Source organism: Paenibacillus lautus NBRC 15380 (genome assembly GCF_004000945.1).
In the GTDB taxonomy this organism is placed as follows: domain Bacteria; phylum Bacillota; class Bacilli; order Paenibacillales; family Paenibacillaceae; genus Paenibacillus_AQ; species Paenibacillus_AQ lautus.
In genome coordinates this window covers 127,946-145,614 of the sequence record NZ_BIMF01000003.1, presented here as the reverse complement: position 1 = coordinate 145,614, position 17,669 = coordinate 127,946, and the positions used below count along the sequence as shown (strand labels likewise).

At 46.1% G+C, this 17,669-nt stretch carries 17 protein-coding genes and 2 pseudogenes; 15 read left to right on the top strand and 4 right to left on the bottom strand.

All coding sequences use genetic code 11. The features are described 5' to 3' along the window. The first annotated feature begins 34 nt into the window (after positions 1-34). Both PLA01S_RS07730 and PLA01S_RS07725 read left to right on the top strand, forming a co-directional pair. Entirely contained in the window at positions 35-556 is a 522-nt protein-coding gene (locus PLA01S_RS07730) for a GyrI-like domain-containing protein (RefSeq protein WP_246059387.1), read from the top strand. Between the two features lie 58 nt (positions 557-614). Then, on the top strand, positions 615-1,367 hold the full coding sequence (locus tag PLA01S_RS07725) for a hypothetical protein (RefSeq protein ID WP_127591358.1): 753 nt from the start codon (positions 615-617) through the stop codon (positions 1,365-1,367). Positions 1,368-1,473: 106 nt separating this feature from the next. On the opposite strand, the gene PLA01S_RS07720 is transcribed toward PLA01S_RS07725, so the two are convergent. The 3 genes and pseudogenes from PLA01S_RS07720 to PLA01S_RS07710 all read right to left on the bottom strand — a co-directional run. After that, complete coding sequence (locus tag PLA01S_RS07720) at positions 1,474-2,340, bottom strand: DUF4097 family beta strand repeat-containing protein (protein WP_127591356.1); 867 nt, start codon at positions 2,338-2,340, stop codon at positions 1,474-1,476. Between the two features lie 33 nt (positions 2,341-2,373). Further along, the gene (locus tag PLA01S_RS07715; protein ID WP_127591354.1) at positions 2,374-3,072 is read right to left on the bottom strand and encodes an ABC transporter permease; all 699 of its coding nucleotides are present in this window, start codon (positions 3,070-3,072) and stop codon (positions 2,374-2,376) included. Further along, a pseudogene (locus PLA01S_RS07710) lies at positions 3,068-3,796 on the bottom strand (ABC transporter ATP-binding protein); the annotation flags it as partial. The gene PLA01S_RS07715 and the pseudogene PLA01S_RS07710, both read right to left, overlap by 5 nt. 180 nt (positions 3,797-3,976) lie before the next feature. On the opposite strand from PLA01S_RS07710, the gene PLA01S_RS07705 reads away from it, so the two are divergent. The 10 genes and pseudogenes from PLA01S_RS07705 (at position 3,977) to PLA01S_RS07665 (ending at position 12,639) form a co-directional block, all read left to right on the top strand. After that, positions 3,977-4,696 (top strand): response regulator transcription factor, encoded by a 720-nt coding sequence (locus PLA01S_RS07705; protein WP_127591350.1) that lies wholly within the window; start codon positions 3,977-3,979, stop codon positions 4,694-4,696. Continuing rightward, positions 4,687-5,796: a sensor histidine kinase gene (locus PLA01S_RS07700; protein ID WP_127591348.1), complete on the top strand. Its 1,110-nt coding sequence runs from the start codon at positions 4,687-4,689 to the stop codon at positions 5,794-5,796. The genes PLA01S_RS07705 and PLA01S_RS07700 overlap by 10 nt, the downstream gene beginning before the upstream one ends. Continuing rightward, the gene (locus tag PLA01S_RS07695) at positions 5,793-6,347 is read left to right on the top strand and encodes a GNAT family N-acetyltransferase (RefSeq protein ID WP_127591346.1); all 555 of its coding nucleotides are present in this window, start codon (positions 5,793-5,795) and stop codon (positions 6,345-6,347) included. Before PLA01S_RS07700 ends, PLA01S_RS07695 begins: the two co-directional genes overlap by 4 nt. 133 nt (positions 6,348-6,480) lie before the next feature. Further along, positions 6,481-6,855, top strand: a complete 375-nt coding sequence (locus PLA01S_RS32950) for a hypothetical protein (RefSeq protein WP_127591344.1) — start codon at positions 6,481-6,483, stop codon at positions 6,853-6,855. Positions 6,856-7,092: 237 nt separating this feature from the next. Beyond that, positions 7,093-7,752, top strand: a complete 660-nt coding sequence (locus PLA01S_RS07685; protein WP_127591342.1) for a TetR/AcrR family transcriptional regulator — start codon at positions 7,093-7,095, stop codon at positions 7,750-7,752. Between the two features lie 69 nt (positions 7,753-7,821). After that, positions 7,822-10,140 carry an ABC transporter permease gene (locus tag PLA01S_RS07680; RefSeq protein WP_127591340.1) on the top strand — a complete coding sequence of 773 codons (2,319 nt, stop codon included), beginning with the start codon at positions 7,822-7,824 and terminating at the stop codon, positions 10,138-10,140. 4 nt (positions 10,141-10,144) lie between these two features. After that, positions 10,145-10,903: an ABC transporter ATP-binding protein gene (locus PLA01S_RS07675; protein ID WP_127591338.1), complete on the top strand. Its 759-nt coding sequence runs from the start codon at positions 10,145-10,147 to the stop codon at positions 10,901-10,903. Between the two features lie 142 nt (positions 10,904-11,045). Further along, positions 11,046-11,507: pseudogene (locus PLA01S_RS32475) on the top strand (NUDIX hydrolase); the annotation flags it as partial. Continuing rightward, entirely contained in the window at positions 11,505-12,059 is a 555-nt protein-coding gene (locus tag PLA01S_RS32470; RefSeq protein ID WP_272868141.1) for a nucleoside-triphosphatase, read from the top strand. The pseudogene PLA01S_RS32475 and the gene PLA01S_RS32470, both read left to right, overlap by 3 nt. A 1-nt stretch (position 12,060) precedes the next feature. Further along, a complete protein-coding gene (locus tag PLA01S_RS07665) occupies positions 12,061-12,639 on the top strand; it encodes a GNAT family N-acetyltransferase (protein WP_127591334.1) in 579 nt (192 codons plus the stop codon). An 88-nt stretch (positions 12,640-12,727) separates the two neighbouring features. Here PLA01S_RS07665 and PLA01S_RS07660 read toward each other — a convergent pair whose 3' ends face one another. After that, a complete protein-coding gene (locus tag PLA01S_RS07660; RefSeq protein ID WP_127591332.1) occupies positions 12,728-13,774 on the bottom strand; it encodes a PocR ligand-binding domain-containing protein in 1,047 nt (348 codons plus the stop codon). A gap of 204 nt (positions 13,775-13,978) precedes the next feature. Here PLA01S_RS07660 and PLA01S_RS07655 point away from each other — a divergent pair, with 204 nt between their 5' ends. The 3 genes from PLA01S_RS07655 (at position 13,979) to PLA01S_RS07645 (ending at position 17,526) form a co-directional block, all read left to right on the top strand. Further along, complete coding sequence (locus PLA01S_RS07655) at positions 13,979-15,115, top strand: glycerol dehydrogenase (RefSeq protein WP_127591330.1); 1,137 nt, start codon at positions 13,979-13,981, stop codon at positions 15,113-15,115. A 1-nt stretch (position 15,116) separates the two neighbouring features. Next, positions 15,117-16,877 (top strand): dihydroxyacetone kinase subunit DhaK, encoded by a 1,761-nt coding sequence (dhaK, locus tag PLA01S_RS07650; protein WP_127591328.1) that lies wholly within the window; start codon positions 15,117-15,119, stop codon positions 16,875-16,877. Between the two features lie 241 nt (positions 16,878-17,118). Further along, on the top strand, positions 17,119-17,526 hold the full coding sequence (locus PLA01S_RS07645; protein WP_246059386.1) for a DinB family protein: 408 nt from the start codon (positions 17,119-17,121) through the stop codon (positions 17,524-17,526). Positions 17,527-17,669: the final 143 nt, after the last annotated feature.

Here is a 17,669-nt window from a genome sequence, read left to right as displayed (position 1 = left end):
GAATATAATGGTGTTACTAGCTCCCGGATGAGGAATGGAAGGAACCGGGGCTGTAGTGCACGGCAAATTGGAATTAGAAAGGGGATATGAAATGACGGAGATCAGCCAAGTCCATATGGAAGACCTGTGGTCGGTTCGAAGAGAACGTTTATGTAATCGATGGTTAATCGGCGTTCAAAATCAGCTTCCACAGTCTTATGAGGACGAACAGCGCTTGTTTGCAACCCTTAAAGCCAGAAGAGATGAAATACAGCATCAAACTGCCGATCCGAATACGTATATGGTGATCCATGATGACGGATCGAAGATGACGGTAGCATTGATGGTAAGTCGTATCGGGGAGATCCCGGAGGGCATGGTATCGTTGAATCTTCCGGAAGAGGAATACGAGGTTTTCCGGTTTGAGGAGAAACATATTTGTTCATTCTGGCAGTATTTCTGCGAAACCGATCATCGGAGCAAATATGGCGTCAATGCTGCCAAGGCAAGATTTGAAACATTTAACGACACCTTGCAGCCGAATGGCGTAACGGAAATTTATTATCCGAAAGGATAGGAATGGATATTCGAGCATGTATCATATGTGACAGAAGCTGTGAAGGGAGGAAGGTAATATGCGCGCGACTGAAGATATCATGCAGGTATGGAGGAAGTTCAACGACTTTCCAATGGAAACCTTAACGAAAGCCTGGCACAGCTTAATCGACCCGGAATGCAAACAACGAACAACGGATGTCATGAAAGAGCATCGAGCATTATATGGAACGTCGGGCAATTGTTTTGATTTGGCGATTTGGTTAATCGATGAGTTTAGACAGAACAAAGTACCCTGTTATGGGGTGCTAACGGAGCATTTGCATGTTGCCGTGGTCGCCGTCAACGAAGAGGGTAACAAATATTTCTGCGATCTTGGAGATCAATGGATCGAGCCTATTTTGTTGAAGCCGGGCCATGAAGCGTATACGGAAGAGTTTGTGGATGGTTTTTTTCCAGGTTCCCGTATCAAACTGAACACCCGAGCGAATCGTCTCCTGGTAACCTACAGAAGACCAAACGGAAAGGAAAGCAGCCAAGAATTCGACCTGACGCCTGTATCCGATAAGGCATTGATCATCGCCGGGCAAAAAACGCAGCGCCTGTTCAGCGATCCGCTTGTGGAAAAACGTATGTTCACCGATGGGCAAGTTCTCCATTGGGAATTTGATAATTATGAAAGCTACCTAAGTTCCAATGAAGGCAGAAAAGTGGAGCCTCAGCTGAAGGGTATCGAGGAATGGGCAGAACGAATACATACGATGAGCGGGATCCATGTAGAAGTCGTCATACGGGCATTGGAAGTATACTTGAAAAAGTCTTCGCATCCTTAGCCCGGCACCCAAAAAAGGAATAAACAGCTATTGCCGTGCGGCTCCAGGGGATTTTCCCAGGCTAGGGTGCCGGCAATAGTCCGTTTCGGTTTCCTTCCGTATTCATTTATTTTACAGTGATCGTTCCGGCATGGCTGCTTAGCTCCAATGTATGGGATGCATCCCCTATAGTGCCTTCCACTGTTTTTTCCGTGCGGTGTTGCTCCTTGAAACCATCCAAATTCACGCTAATATCGGATGAGTTGCTGCTTGCGGTAAGCTTTAACGAAGCAGGCGGTGTTTTATAAGATACAGCGATATCTCCTGATTGTGTTTCTACTCGCAGCAACTCTCCATCTTCGATTTCTTTGACGGCTACTTCCCCATAAGTTGAAGTGATGTTCATCACGGGGCTGGTCACGCCTGTAATATAGCTGCCGCCGCTGCCTGTGGTTACGGTTAATTCGTTTAGCGAGCTGTCTTTCAATTTGAGATCTCCGTCTTTGGATGTAAAATTCCCTTTGTCAGCTGAAAGTCCTTCGATGGTTTCAGAGCCCGAATGGTTGGTGAAGACGATGTTTTGGGCCGATAAATCCTTCATCTTGATGTCACCCGCATCATTATTCAATGTAATCGTATCGACTTTATGGTCGGGAACAGAGATATAGATCGTACCTTTTTTGCCAAAAGTGAACCCAGCCATAGCACCACCCTGGTCTTTCTGGGTAACGACAATTTTCTTCCCTTCCTGGTCAATCGTTACAGGGTCGCTCTTGTTGTCCTGACGCTTGCCATCGCAAGCGATGGTAATGTTCGAGGAATCCGAACGCTTAAACTCAATTTCCCAGGAATCGTTGTTAATTTCAATTTCTTCAATGAGTTTTGCCTCAAAGGATGCTTCATGGTGATAACTTGATTTCCCTACGCCTTGGCAGCCCATAGCTAACGCGGCAACGGAAAGCAAAACAAGCGAAGTGGATATGATTTTTCTCATGCTCTAGTCCTCCATTCATGTACGGTTGAATTTTCAAGCCACATCGGTTCGATCCACTTTGTAAAAAGCAAGATAGCCGAGAATCAGGCCAAGCAGGCAGAGAACAATCGGGATGGCGATGAATTGGAACAAGCTGGCCGAGCTCCCCCCGTCGGACACTGTTGCGTTAATCAAGAAACCAATAATGACTGCCGAAGTAATCGTGGAAGGCACCGATTTTTTTCTCATGCCAAACGATAAAGGAATCAAGCTGATGCCGGCCATCATAAAGGCGTTCAGCACCGTTGCCGGAACGGCGGCCATCATGGCATCAACGGCAATAGAAGCGTCAAATAAACCGATCATCGGATTCAAGAGGTACGTTAACAGATTAATCATGAACGTCGTTATGATAATACTGAAAAAACAGAACCCAAACACAATCGATAATTTGGCTTGAATGATTTTTTTTCGCTGCAACGGGTAGGTGAACAATACTTGGATCATGCTGCTCTTGTATTCGTCAATCACTAAAGGGGACAAAATAACGCTTGAGAAAATGATATAGGTGATTCGAACCAGAATATCCGATAACGACATGAAATCAGTGTAACTCATCGGTTCGTTCTCACTCTGAGAACCAAACGCCATCAACGTAACGGCGGAGAAAATAACCACAATACAAACGGCTAATCCTTTGAAATAACCAGACAGGTTATTTTTCTGCCATTCCAGCTGTATAAGTTTAAGCATAGCGTTTGCCTCCATGAACGAGATTGATGAAATACTCTTCCAACGATCCGGCATGTTGTCTTCGAATGTCCTCCATCTTGACTTCATTTAATAATTTACCATGATGAATGATGCCAATCGTATCGGCGACCGATTCGATTTCGGATACGATATGACTCGAAATTAAAATGGTCGTTCCGTATCTCTCCTTTAAATGTAAGAAGAGCTCCCGCATTTCCTTAATCCCGATTGGGTCAAGTCCATTGATCGGTTCATCCAGAATGAGAATGTCCGGTTTCGTAACAATCGCGCGCGCAATCCCTAACCGCTGCTTCATGCCTAAAGAGAATTCGTGAATTTTTTTCTTCCCCACACCCTGAAGACCGACGATCTCCAGCGCTTCCTTGATCGCAGTCTTATCGCGATAGTCCATGTAACTACAATGAAACTCCAAGTTTGCCTCTGCTGTCAGCCGGTCGTAAAACACGGGGTATTCAATGATGCTGCCTATTCTTTTTAAGTATTGAACCGATGTTGGCAGAACCAGCTGATCGAATACTTGGATATCACCAGAAGACGGTTTGACCAGATTTAAGATCATTTTCATAATGGTTGTTTTACCGGCCCCATTCGGACCTAAAAACCCGTAAATTTCTCCTCTGCGGATACTCATATTGACGTTTGTAATGGTTTCCGTGCCTTTGAATGCCTTGCTTACTTGATTGATTTGAATGGCGACTTCCACTTCTAATTTCCTCCCTTAATGATGTGCTACACTAAGCTTAGAGAATGAAAGTAAAAATAAAGTAAACGCAGCGGAAAAAAGACGTAACATTTTAACTAGAGTAAACTCGGGATATTGTAAATAGAGTAAGATAGAAAAGTGAATTCACAGGATAAAGTTTGAAGTGAGGGGAAAATTGCAATGGAATCTGCATCCATACTAGCTGTCGATGATGAAATGGGTATTCTGAAGTTATTGGAGATCACGCTTCGTAAAGAGAACTTTACTCATATTGACACGGCATCATCGGGCAAAGGCGCGCTGCAGCGCATCAAAGAAAAGGCATATGATATGATTTTGCTTGATATTATGCTCCCGGATCTAAGCGGTTTTGAGCTCTGTACGGAGATCCGGAAACATACGAATGCACCGATTATTTTTATTAGCGCGCGTTCCACCGACTTCGACAAATTAACGGGTTTAGGGATCGGCGGAGACGATTATATTACCAAGCCGTTTAATCCATTGGAGGTCATTGCCCGAATCAAGGCGATCCTTCGCCGGCAAAGGTTTATGGAGAATGCACATCAACAAAGCACGGCATACGATTACGGGTACTTCTCATTTCATCCGGAATCGGCAACGTTAACCGTGAAGGGGCAACCTATAGATTGCACGGCAAAGGAGCTTGAACTGCTGCAGTTCTTTTGCAAACATCCGAATCATATCTTCACGACGGCTCAGCTGTACGAATTGGTATGGGGAAATGATGTGTACGGGGAAGAAAAAACGGTCACGATCCATATCTCCAAGCTGCGAAAAAAACTCGGCGATGATACCCGAAAACCAAAAATCATCGTGAATTTGCGGGGAATCGGGTATAAATTCATCCCCCCGACTGAGGCGCTGTCATGCGAATAAAAACTCGATTTACGATTCATTTGGCATTAGGGATTATCCTATGGATGCTTGGGACGGGTATCCTCCTCGTGATTATGCTTGAAGGCCTTTTTCCCTTGCTTGGTATCGATATCAGCATGGATAATGAAGGTCTTGTTGTAGGAGGGTTCTTCGGGGCTAGTACGCTGCTGTGCATTGCCTTGTTCGGATGGTATTTTGGCGGCCCGATCGGATTTATCATGGCCTGGATTCATCGACTCTCGCAGGACAACTACAAGCAACCTGCCGATTTGACCAAAATATATACCCGAAAAGGGAAACTTCGCATGCGGTTCCGCTTGTATCAGGAGGTGCTTGAGCATCTTCAATCCTTGAGAGTCATCCTGCAAGCGAACGAAATCGAGAGAAGCCAAATCGAAGAAGCCAAGCAGGAATGGATTGCGGGGATTTCCCATGATTTGAAAACACCTTTAACCTATATCAAAGGCTACTCTGCGCTTTTATTGAATCAGCAGTACGAGTGGTCGAAGGAAGAAGTGATTTCGTTCATCCGGGAAATGGACGACAAAGGAAAGCATATGGAGGAATTGATTCAAGATTTAAGCCTTGTCACACAGCTCAATCGTGCCGACGGCACTTTCCCATTACAGAAGACGAATCAAGACATCGTCGAATTTACAAAAAGGGTGGTTGCCGATATTAGCAATAATCCGCAAGCGAGCAGTTATCATATGTATTTTCAAGCGGATCCGCCTGCCATTTATGTTGATTTTGATTCGAAATTCATGCAGCGCATCCTGCAAAATATGATGATGAACGCCATCCTCCACAATCCTGAACATACGGATATATATGTACAGATTGCGGACACAGGAGAGCACGCCGCAATCCGCATCATGGACAATGGCGTAGGCATGCCGGATCATATGGTGGAGCATCTATTCCAGCAATATTACCGGGGTACCACCACGGATTCTTCCTCCGAGGGCACGGGACTCGGAATGGCCATTGTCGATAAGCTTGTTCAGGCCCATAACGGCACCATTCATGTACAGAGTGAGCCTTCACAAGGAACAACGTTCACGATTCGATTGCCGAAACAAGGGGAGGGACATACATGAAGAAACTGCCGACAATTCAATTAGAAAGATTAACATTACGGCCATTCCATGTAGATGATGCCAAAGTCGTTCAACAATTAGCAGGGGATCCATATATTGCGGAAACCACATTATATATTCCACATCCATATGAGGATGGGATGGCAGAACAATGGATCGAAACGCATGCCCATAACTTTAATGAAGACCGATCACTGGAACTAGCTATTGTACATAAAGAAGAACAATATGTAATAGGGGCTATATGTATTGGATGTAATAAGAAGTTTGATCATGGTGAACTTGCATATTGGGTTGGGAGACCATATAAGAATAATGGATATTGCACGGAAGCGGCAAAAGGTATCGTAAGACATGCGTTTGACGAAATGAAGTTAAACCGTATATTTGCCCGTTTTCTGGGGAAGAACCCTGCATCGGGTAAAGTCATGGAGAACCTTGGAATGAAATATGAAGGGCGATTAAGACAGCATGTTCGAAAAGGGGATCAATATGAAGACCTTGTGTATTATGGACTTTTAAAAGAAGAATATGTTTTAGAGAACAGCTAAAGACTTAGTAGAATTGGAAAACGGCATCACAGGGACGACTCGAAAAACAAACGATTAAACGGGTATTTTTGTCTTTAACCATTCTATAACTCTGGTAATATACTATATCATTCCCAAACAAGGAGTGATATAAATGGCAAACAGTGATGTACGTCTTGCGCTTTGGTCAGGCACTAATTTTTCAGTTCGTCGGATTCTCTTCAGACGAGGAGGCGTTGCGGTTCGTGACCTTGGAGCGTTTCGGTTTGACAATGTTCTTTCGAGTTTCCGACTCAGAAATGTTGCGCAGAGCTCTGAAATAACGCTTGTATTGTTTTCGAGAATTAACTTTCAGGGAGCGTTCCGTGTGTTCCGTGGCAGCCAAAACGTAGCGAACTTGGCGAATTTCAACTTTAACAATGTGACATCTTCGTTCATTGTTGTAGGACGCAATCTTACGGACGCTGAAATATCTCAAATCCAAACCAACGCCAGACCGCCTCAAGACATCCTCGTAATTAGACAGTAATACTGAGATAGTAGAATGAAATGAAGAACCAAAAAGCGGCTCATTCCTCGTGAGAGGATGGGCCGCTTTTGTATGATTAGTTGGATCATTCGGCAAAGAATCCTTATGCCGATTGAACGTATGATTAATACAGTTTTAGGAAAACCTCATCGATTCATTTAACAACTTCTTGACAATAACAAGAAGCATGTTACTATATTACCGACAGACAGTCGGTCTAGAAAAGGAGGGGGAATCATGCGAGTCGTAAAAAAAGCGGAAGAACGCAGGAACGAAATCCTTAACGCGGCGGAGGAGCTTTTTGGTCAGAAGGGCTTTGACGGCACAAGTACAAACGAAATTCTCGAAAAGGTCGAGATTGCGCGTGGGACCTTGTATCATCACTTCAAGTCGAAGGAGGATATCATGGATGCGCTGATTGACCGGTATACCGTCCGGCTGTTGGAAGGAGCACAGGCAATTGCCGCGGATAAGAGCATACCTGTAGTTGAACGCATCATTCGCGTTGTGATGGCATTGAACATAAGTGGCAGCGATGAAAATGGAAGCAGCAAGGAACTCATGGAGCATATTCACAAGCCGCAGAATGCGCTGATGCATCAGAAGATTCAAAAGGTCATCATCCATGGCGTTCCGCCGATCCTGACAGGCATCATCCGCGAAGGCATCGAGCAGGGGATGTTCAGTACGCCGTACCCGTATGAATGCATGGAAATGGTGGTGATCTATGCGAATACCGTGTTTGATGACGATATGGTTGCTATGACGGACGAGGAACGTGGGAAGCGAGTTCTGGCCTTTGTTTTCAATGTTGAGAGGCTGCTCGGTGCAGCAAGCGGAAGTCTTATGGACGTTATGCAGATGTTTGGTGGAGGAGATGAAAGCAGCCTTGAATAAATCAAGGAAGTCTTTCGTCATTCTGTATAAGTTAAAGTCGGTTAAAATGCTTGAAAACAGAGGTGTCTTATGTACTCCAGAATAATTCGCAATGATCTTTTAAAAAGCAAGGCCACTACGCTAACAACCATGATATTTGTTGCTGCTGCGGCTATGCTTGTTTCGCTCGCGGCGATCCTCGTCGTCAATCTCTCAGGTGCGCTGAACACATTAATGACACAAGCCAAAACCCCGCATTTTATGCAGATGCATTCCGGTGAAATAGATTCTGCGCGGCTTTCAGCTTTTGCGGAGCAACATCACAATGTGGATGATGTTCAGGTGATGGAATTTCTCAATATGGACGGTGCGCGGATACGATTAGGCGAACATTCACTTGCGAATAGTGTCCAGGATAACGGATTTAGCATGCAGAGCCAAAAATTCGATTATCTTCTTGATCTCGACGGTAACATCATTAAACCCGCCATCGGCGAGTTGTATGTTCCAGTAAGCTATATGAAGGATGGCACCACCAAGGTCGGTGATAAAGCGGTTATTAGCGGGAAGGAGTTTATCGTTGCAGGATTCCTCCGGGATTCACAGATGAACTCCACGCTCTCCTCCTCCAAGAGATTTCTTGTACATAAACATGATTACGCGGAAATTAAGAGCCTTGGCAGCACGGAGTATCTGATTGAGTTTAGATTAAAGGATATGTCCGAGCTCGGTTCATTTGAAGCGGCTTATGCCTCCGCAGGACTTGAAGCAAACGGACCAACCGTTACATATAAGCTTTTCAAAATGATGAACGCACTTTCCGACGGGATGATGATTGCGGTTATACTTCTTGTAAGCGCGCTTGTCGTGGCAATCGCATTGATGTGCATACGTTTTACGCTTCTGGCGAAAATCGAAGACGACTACCGCGAGATTGGCGTGATGAAGGCAATAGGGCTGCGTGTTTCCGACATAAAGAAGATGTATCTTGCGAAGTACGCAGCGATTGCCGCGGTGGGCAGTATGCTCGGTTTTGCGCTGTCGGTTATGTTCAAAGGCATACTTCTTGAAAATATACGGCTGTATATGGGGGAAAGTGAAAATTCCTCTTATGCTTTGTTGTTCGGAATCATCGGCGTACTGCTTGTATTCCTTGCCATCATCGCCTTCGTAAGCGCAGTGTTGAAACGCTTTCGGAACATATCCGCTGCAGAAGCCATACGATTTGGTACTTCGCAGGAAAAAAACACAGGCGCCAAACGTTTTAATCTAAGTGGAAACAGGCTGTTGAATACGAATGTTTTCCTCGGTATCAAAGACGTTCTCGCACGGAAAAGGCTTTATGCTACAAGCCTAACGGTGCTGGCGATTTCAGCATTTATCATGATGGTTCCACAGAATATGTACAACACCATTTCCTCTACAAGCTTCATCCAATATATGGGGATCGGAAACTACGATATACGTGCTGATATACAGCAGACGGATAACATTTCAGAGAAAACGGCTGATCTACGAAATGCGATGGACAGCGACCGTGCCATATCTAAGGTTGCCGTCCTTACAACAAAGGCATTTAAAATCAAAACAGAAGACGGTTCAGAGGAAAACATAAAGGTCGAACTAGGCGACCACTCCATATTCCCAATTGCCTATTCCAACGGCAGAGCACCCGCCGCAGAGAATGAAATTGCACTGTCGGCTTTGAACGCTGATGAGCTGAGCAAGAAGGTCGGTGATGTTATTACGCTGGTGATGGAGGGCCAGGAGAAGGAACTAACGGTAAGCGGAATATATTCCGACATTACCAACGGCGGCAAAACCGCAAAGGCGGTATTCACCGACAATTCGGCAGATATGATGTGGAGCATGATCTCCGCTGAACTTTCGGATAAATCTCTTGCCGCCGCGAGGATTTCGGACTTTGCGGATAGGTTTGATTTTGCCAAGATTTCAGACATTGATGAATTTATTGCACAGACATTCGGTTCAACGATAAATTCTGTTAAGAAGGCCTCGCACACCGCTATGGCTATTGCGCTGATGATATCGGTACTGATTACCCTGTTGTTTATGAAAATGCTTATTGCTAAGGACAGATATCCCATTGCCGTTATGAAAGCCCTCGGTTTTACGAACTCGGACATGAAGTTGCAATATGCTTCGCGTTTGGTATTTGTTCTGGTTGTCGGCATTGTTCTCGGAACTCTCCTGGCAAACACGCTCGGAGAAATGCTTGCGGGTGCGGTTATCTCTTCGTTTGGAGCGTCGACGTTTCATTTTGCGGTTCATCCGCTTTCGGCGTATCTGTATAGCCCGCTTATGATGATAGCCTCGGTACTTATCGCAACGATCATCGGCATATCCGGCGCAGGAAAAATAAAAATATCCGAATATATGAAGGAGTAGGCATATGGAAAAGATGATTATCGGTGATCATATCGTAAAATCTTTCGGCGAGAGCGACGAACAGCGTAATGTTCTGGACGGGGTGTCCGTCTATATTAACGAGGGCGAGTTCGTTGCTGTTATGGGACCATCAGGCTCGGGAAAGTCAACGCTTATATTTGCACTGAGCGGGACGGATGGCGTGAATGGCGGAAAAGTCGTTTTTGATGGTAAGGATTTATCGACGCTTGGGGAGAATGAGCTTGCAGATATACGCAGAACCCAAATGGGTTTTGTGTTCCAGCAGCCGACGATGCTGAAAAATCTGAATATCCTCGACAACATCATTCTTCCATCCATGCGGGATAACCGAAAAAACGCCGCGAACATTTCGATGAAGGCAAGGGAGCTTATGCAAAGGGTAGGCATTGCAGAGCTTGAAAAACGCGACATTACCCAGGTTTCGGGTGGTCAGCTTCAGCGTGCGGGAATATGCCGGGCCCTGATGAACAGTCCGAGAATTATCTTCGGCGACGAGCCTACAGGGGCACTCAACTCAAAATCCGCTCAGGGAATTATGGATATATTCTCTGAAATCAATGCAGACGGCACTGCGGTCATGCTTGTCACTCACGATGCACAAGTTGCGGCGCGGACGGAGCGCATCATGTTTATGCGCGATGGGAAAATGGTAAGTGAACTCAAGCTTCCAAAGTTTGTGGGAACGGATATGGATGGCAGGGCCCAGAAAGTTATGGTAAGAATGCAGGAAATCGGAATATGAAATCAACCTCATTTCAAGCCGCAGGGCTATCGCCCTTGGTTAATCGGATGTATAATTATGGAATCATTTGATGCGAACGATAATTTACACTTGATCAGTCATTTGAGCGAAACATCAGACATGAAACGGGTGGTGTTATACGATGCAAGAACAGTCCAAACATTTCGTTGCTGTTTCAGCGCTTGTTAAAAATGAGGATGGACATGTGCTAATGGTTCGCACGCATTTGCGTTCAGATACGTGGGAGCTGCCAGGTGGCTTCGTAGATGCTGGAGAGCCGTTGGATCAAGCCGTGTGCCGGGAGTTTCTGGAGGAAACGGGAATGGTGATACGCCCTTTAGGCATATCCGGAGTTTATTACAACGAGAGGCTTCATGTCTTGTCCGTCGTTTTTCATGCGGAATACGTCAGCGGAGAAATAACCATTCAAGCGGAAGAAATTATGGAAGCGAAATTTGTAGACCTGGATGATACGAACCTGGATAAATACATAACAAGGCCTCAGATCAAATCACGCTTGTTTGATGCCATCCGTGCAGAGAGTTCGGCCCCGTATGAGACTTGGGATTTGAACCCGCCTCGGTATAAGCTGCTGTCCAGATTGGACGGGGAACCGCTGAATGCCAAAACGGCATTTTTACTCACGGGGGAGCCTCGGATGGGTAAAACGACGATGATCAAGGAACTCGTACATCACCTCGGCCCTGATCTTTGCGGTGGATTCTATACGGAGGAAATAACGAACTCGAGTGATCGAATAGGTTTCAAATGCGTGTCCATTAGCGGGGAAAGCGTCGAGATTGCACATGTAGAAAGTCCTAGCAGCACCCGTATTGGAAGATACGGAATGGATGTAGAAGCATTCGAGGATTTTGCCGTGAACATACTAGAGGACGCCTTGTCCTCCAAGAAAATCATCGTCATCGATGAGATGGGATTTATGCAAATGCTATCTGCCTCTTTTCAAAAAAAAGTACAAGAGATTATTTGTGATCATCGGATTGTTCTTGGGACGATACCCGTAGAGAGTCACCCTGAAATAGATAAAATTAAATATCAGAAGGAAGTAAGTATCATCATCTTGAACGAATTCAACCGTGATGTGATACCGGAATTGTTGATGAAGGATGTTTTGAAGGCATTGGAGGGTAAATGATATGCGGATCGAAGATATCTTTTCGGATCTCCCAACATTAGAAACAGAGAGAACGATTCTAAGAAAATTAAGAAGCGAGGACGAGCAAGATATCTTTCATTACGGATCGGATGATGACGTATCGAGATATACCGCTTGGCCGACGCATCGAACGATGGAAGATACCCGCAATTATCTAAACAAAGTGCTGCAAAAATACGAACAACATGCAGTCGCACCTTGGGGAATCGTGGACAAAGAAACCGGAAAGATCATCGGAACATCGGGATTTATGGCTTGGAACGTCCATCATGCTAAGGCGGAGTTGGGATATGCCTTGTCCAAGGATTATTGGAATCTCGGTTACATGACCGAAGTGATCAGGACCATCATCTCTTTTGGATTTGACAGAATGAAGCTGGTAAGAATCGAAGCAAGCTGTCTACCGTTAAACATAGGTTCAGCGAGAGTGATGGAAAAGGTCGGCATGACCTATGAAGGTTTAATAAGACAGACGATACTCGTTAAAGGGAAACATGAAGATCTGAAATTATATTCGATTGTATTGGATGACTACCGGAATCCGAATAACGTCCCTTAACGGGCCTTGGCCGAATAACACTCATCGTAAAAACCCCCTCGTTCATGAACGAAGGGGGTTTACATGGAATGATCAGCAGGTAAGCCAATTACTTAGCGGATATCCCAGCATACATGTTCCGGTACACGGCCGGGGTGAGGTTCTCGAACTTTTTGAACGTTTTGATGAAATACCCCGTATCGCAGAACCCCAAATCATCGCTCACTTGATGGATCGGCGAATCGGTTGATTCCAGCAGCTGCTTGGCCCATTCAATCTTGAGCCGGGCGATGAAGACGGAGAAATTCTCCCCGGTCTCCTTCGTAAATGTGCGGCTAAAATAGCTGGGGCTGATGTGGCAAAGCTTGGCCATCTCTTTCAGGCTGAAATTTTCATGCTTGTGCGCAAAAATGTAGTCAAACGCAGGTTGAAGCACAGCATTCGAAGAGATGAACCGCCCAGCGCCATTCTTCAATTTCGTATCGATCAGCGCACCCGACAGCTCCTGCTGTATGGATTGAATGCTGCGGACCGCACGATCGGACTCGTTAAAAGTCTCAACGGAAGTGGGCGCGTCCATGTTAGATGTGAGCACTTTTTTGTACATATCAACCGTGGTATGCTTTTGAATCGCTTCCTCCACGATATAAGTGCTTAATTGCAGCAGCAAGTCCACACACTTCGTTACTTCCTCGTAAGACAAGATTGGCAGGGCGTTGTAGTCTGCTTCGAGTTCTTTAAACTTCCGGTTCGACTCCACATTGGGCGGCCGAGACACGATCTGCTCCAGCATCGGCGCGTCAGGTTCCCGGAGCTTGAGCTGTCCGGCCATGATCGCACCAAGATATTGGTTATCGATGATGATCGGAATGGCGATATCGATAATGTTGAAATGGCACAGATAGATGTATGGTTTGTTCTGGCGAACCGCTTCAATACCGGCTCGCGCATCGCATTTTTGGCAATACTGCGAGAGATGGCCATCCTGGCGCACGCCTTGGCAGAAAGGCTGACAGTAGCTGTGCTTTGTCACGGGAACGCCCTTGTAATCGACCGTAAGGATTGCCATTTTGGTCACGAGCGATAAGGAATCCTGCAGCTTCTCCCATTTCTCCAAATCAATGATTTCTTCTAAATCGAACCGGGATTTGGACATGACGATATTCTCCTATGAATGTAATAGAAATTCTATTGAATATTATAGCGAATGATTCTACTAAAGGACAAGATAATACAATTTACCATAGGAATGACAAAAAAACACGATAAGAAAACGCTTTATTCCGATCTCATTGTTTCATGCTTCCCTAATGAGCGCAATCTATAATAATAAATATAGTCAATCTAGGAGGAATGAAAAATGAGAAGGGCGTTTATCAGTCCGACAAAATATGTGCAAGGTGAGAACGAACTGTTGAATTTAGGTTATTTTGTAAAGACATTCGGAGATTCCGCTCTGCTGATTGCTCATCCCGATGATGTTGCACGGGTGAAAGACAAGCTGGAGTCAACGAAACAGAAATTTAATATAACGCTAGTTGAAAGCGGCTTCCGTGGGGAATGCTCCCGGCAGGAGGTTGCCAGATTGCAAGCTTTGGCCAAGGAGCATCAATGTGCCTGCACGATTGGCCTCGGCGGAGGCAAGGCTATTGATACGGCAAAATGCGTAGCCGAAGGCGAGGCTCTGATTATTGTCCCGACGATTGCGGCAACCGATGCACCGACAAGCCATTCGGCGGTCCTCTATACCCCGGAAGGCGAATTCGATGATTATGCTTATTTCAAACAAAGTCCTAGCGTTGTTATGATTGATACAACGGTTATTGCCAAAGCACCGACTAGATTCCTTGTTGCTGGAATGGGGGACGCGCTCTCTACCTATTTCGAAGCAAGAGCGACGGCTCAATCGTATTCCAATGTCAATGCCGGTTTGCCGTGCGGCGTTCGCGAAGGTGTATGCGGTGAGGCCAAAGGGACGATTACCGCGCTGGGACTTGCGAAGCTATGCTATGAAACACTGCTTGAGAACGGATATAGAGCAAAACTGGCCTGCGATCAAAATATCGTAACGCCAGCCTTGGAGAATATCGTCGAGACGAATATTCTGTTATCGGGACTAGGCTTCGAGAGCGGCGGTTTGGCAGCGATTCACGCGATTCACAATGGGTTGACGGCTTTGGAAGGAACCCATCATTATTATCACGGCGAGAAGGTAGCCTTCAGTACGATTGCTCAATTGGTGCTTGAGAATGCTGACCGGGATGAAATGAAGGAAGTGCTGGACTTCTGCCTGTCGATCGGTCTCCCTGTATGCTTGGAGGATATCGGAGTAGAGCAAGTGACCTACGAGGAATTGCTTGAAGTGGCTAAGAAGGCATGTATTGCCGAGGAATCCATTCATTCAATGCCATTCCCGATTTCGGAGGAAGCGGTAGCATCCGCGATTATGGCCGCTGACCAGTTGGGCCGTCAATACAAATTAAGTAAGGAGATATAAGATGAAGAAAATCATGAACAAGCCGGAAACCTTGGTTCGGGAAATGTGCAATGGGCTTGTGCTGGCGCATCCTGAGCTGGCGTTCAACCCTAAATTTAAAGTGATTTCCAAAAAAGAAATCAACCCAAATAAAGTTACGCTGATCAGCGGCGGCGGAAGCGGGCACGAACCGGCCCATGCCGGATTCGTTGGAAGCGGCATGCTGGATGCGGCCGTGTGCGGCGATGTGTTTGCTTCCCCATCCCAAATCCAGGTGTATCAAGCGGTCCGCAGCTCCGCAAGCAATAAGGGAACGCTGCTTATTATCAAAAATTACAGCGGTGACATCATGAACTTCAAAAATGCGGCCCACCTTGCAAGCGAGGACGGCATACAAGTGGATTATGTGAAGGTCGACGATGACATAGCCGTTGAAGACAGTCTCTATACAGTAGGGAGAAGAGGGGTTGCCGGAACGGTTCTCGTTCATAAGGTAGCCGGAGCAGCCGCAGAAGCGGGACTGTCCCTGCCGGAAGTGAAAGAAGCGGCACAGCATGCGATTAATCATGTACGCAGCATCGGCTTCGCGTTTACCTCCTGCACCGTGCCTGCCAAGGGAACTCCGACATTTCATATCGAAGATGACGAGATGGAATACGGCGTCGGCATTCACGGCGAACCGGGAATCCGCAGGGAGAAAGCCGTTCCTGCAGATGAGCTGGCGCAGCGGATGGTCACGTCTTTGCTGGACAACTTGCAGATGAATGATTCTGCGGAGCACGAAGTTGCCGTCTTAATCAACGGGTTTGGCGGCACGCCGCTGCAGGAGCTGTATTTGCTGAACAATTCCGTGATGCGCGAATTGGCGTCTCGGAACAAGCGGGTATTCAAAGTATTCGTCGGTAACTATATGACCAGTATCGATATGGCTGGCGCATCGGTGACGATCATGAAGCTGGACGAGACGCTCAAGAAGTGGCTGTCTGCGCCATGCGATACGCCGGCACTGTCGGTTAAGGGATCTTTTGAGCCCGTGAACTATACCGAGGTTATCCATGAACAGAAGTCAGAGAACGCGGCATCGTATAAGAACAATACGGATGCTGACGCAGCGGTGATTAAGAATAGTCGGCTATCCTTGCAAAATATCGTATATTTCATCGATCAGATGAGCGAGGTCATTATCGAGAACGAAGTGCCGTTCTGCGAGCTTGACGCCCATGCCGGAGACGGGGATTTCGGCATGAGTGTCGCCAAGGGCTTCAAGCAGCTAAAGGCGGAGTGGGATGATATTCTAACCCACCATCTTCGTGATATCGGCGATTTCCTCGACGCCTGCTCGATGATCATCATGGAGCATTGCGGCGGGGCTTCCGGACCGATCTGGGGATCCGCATTCCGTGCAGCGAGTAAATCTGCCGGTCAGAAGCAGGAATTGTCCGTTCAAGAGGTCGCAGATATGATGCAGGCCGTTGTGAAAGGGATCCAGGATACGGGCGAAAGATCGTTCGGAAGAGGAGCCGTCGTCGGCGACAAGACGTTGATCGATGCGCTCGTGCCTCTCGCGGATGCCTGGACACGTAGTGCTGAGCAAGGCGAAGAGATGAAGCCGGCAGCGATCAAGGCGGCTGAAGCGGCGGTGCTCGGAGCGCAGAAGACGGCAGACATCGTTGCCCGAATGGGAAGAGCGGGCAACGTAGGCGAACGCAGCATCGGGTACCCGGATGCGGGTGCTTACGCGCTCGGGGTTATTTTCACCGAGCTTGCCAAAGTGATGAAGTAATGTACAAAAGCGGTATGCACTTTTCGGAGAAGAAGAAGAATATGTTAGAGACATGAAAATTTTTTCAACCACTTTGTGGCTTACGTCCTTCGGTCATCAGATGTATAATCATGGAATAAGCAGGCGGCAAGCGCCCCAGCCTAAGATCAATGCTATCTAAGGCTGGGGCGCTTTTTGTGATTTCAAGGATGTTATATGAAATTTTGGATTCTTTTGATCAAGGAAAGGGAGTGTTTTCTCCATGGAACTTCAAGAAATCAATCAAAAGTTAAAAGAAACAAGAGACGAATTACTTGGAATCCTTAATGGATTGAGCGGAGATCAATTAAACCAGAAGAAAGACTCGGACAGCTGGAGTATCAGTCAGATCTGCCAACACTTATCGAAGACAGAGGAATTATATGTCGTGGCAATAACGAGAGGATTAAAGAGCAAAGAAGACTCATTCACAGATAATAAACCGTTGGAGTTACTGCTTGACAGAAATCAAAGGTTAGAAGCTCCTGACATTGCTAAACCGTCGGATGAGATTTTTGAAAATATAGAAATTGTCGAGAAACTGCATCATTCAAGAGAGAAGCTAACGGAACTGCTCCATTCATTAGAAGACCCGTCCGTGCAGAAGACATTTCACCCACCCCGTCTTTAAAGAGATGTTATTAATTGAATGGGTTAAATCACTGTACTTGCATGAACAAAGACATATTAAACAAATAAATGAAATTATCGAAGGATTTAAATAAATCTTTTGCTTATTTTGATATGATAGGGACAACAAAATAATGGGAAGTG

Coding starts and splice junctions, on each gene's coding strand:
- PLA01S_RS07645 (WP_246059386.1), top strand. CDS start 17,119: ATGGAACTTCAAGAAATCAATCAAAAGTTAAAAGAAACAAGAGACGAA.
- PLA01S_RS07730 (WP_246059387.1), top strand. CDS start 35: ATGGAAGGAACCGGGGCTGTAGTGCACGGCAAATTGGAATTAGAAAGG.
- PLA01S_RS07680 (WP_127591340.1), top strand. CDS start 7,822: ATGTACTCCAGAATAATTCGCAATGATCTTTTAAAAAGCAAGGCCACT.
- PLA01S_RS07660 (WP_127591332.1), bottom strand. CDS start 13,774: ATGTCCAAATCCCGGTTCGATTTAGAAGAAATCATTGATTTGGAGAAA.
- PLA01S_RS07655 (WP_127591330.1), top strand. CDS start 13,979: ATGAGAAGGGCGTTTATCAGTCCGACAAAATATGTGCAAGGTGAGAAC.
- PLA01S_RS32950 (WP_127591344.1), top strand. CDS start 6,481: ATGGCAAACAGTGATGTACGTCTTGCGCTTTGGTCAGGCACTAATTTT.
- PLA01S_RS07705 (WP_127591350.1), top strand. CDS start 3,977: ATGGAATCTGCATCCATACTAGCTGTCGATGATGAAATGGGTATTCTG.
- PLA01S_RS07675 (WP_127591338.1), top strand. CDS start 10,145: ATGGAAAAGATGATTATCGGTGATCATATCGTAAAATCTTTCGGCGAG.
- PLA01S_RS07700 (WP_127591348.1), top strand. CDS start 4,687: ATGCGAATAAAAACTCGATTTACGATTCATTTGGCATTAGGGATTATC.
- dhaK (WP_127591328.1), top strand. CDS start 15,117: ATGAAGAAAATCATGAACAAGCCGGAAACCTTGGTTCGGGAAATGTGC.
- PLA01S_RS07720 (WP_127591356.1), bottom strand. CDS start 2,340: ATGAGAAAAATCATATCCACTTCGCTTGTTTTGCTTTCCGTTGCCGCG.
- PLA01S_RS07715 (WP_127591354.1), bottom strand. CDS start 3,072: ATGCTTAAACTTATACAGCTGGAATGGCAGAAAAATAACCTGTCTGGT.
- PLA01S_RS07665 (WP_127591334.1), top strand. CDS start 12,061: ATGCGGATCGAAGATATCTTTTCGGATCTCCCAACATTAGAAACAGAG.
- PLA01S_RS07685 (WP_127591342.1), top strand. CDS start 7,093: ATGCGAGTCGTAAAAAAAGCGGAAGAACGCAGGAACGAAATCCTTAAC.
- PLA01S_RS07725 (WP_127591358.1), top strand. CDS start 615: ATGCGCGCGACTGAAGATATCATGCAGGTATGGAGGAAGTTCAACGAC.
- PLA01S_RS07695 (WP_127591346.1), top strand. CDS start 5,793: ATGAAGAAACTGCCGACAATTCAATTAGAAAGATTAACATTACGGCCA.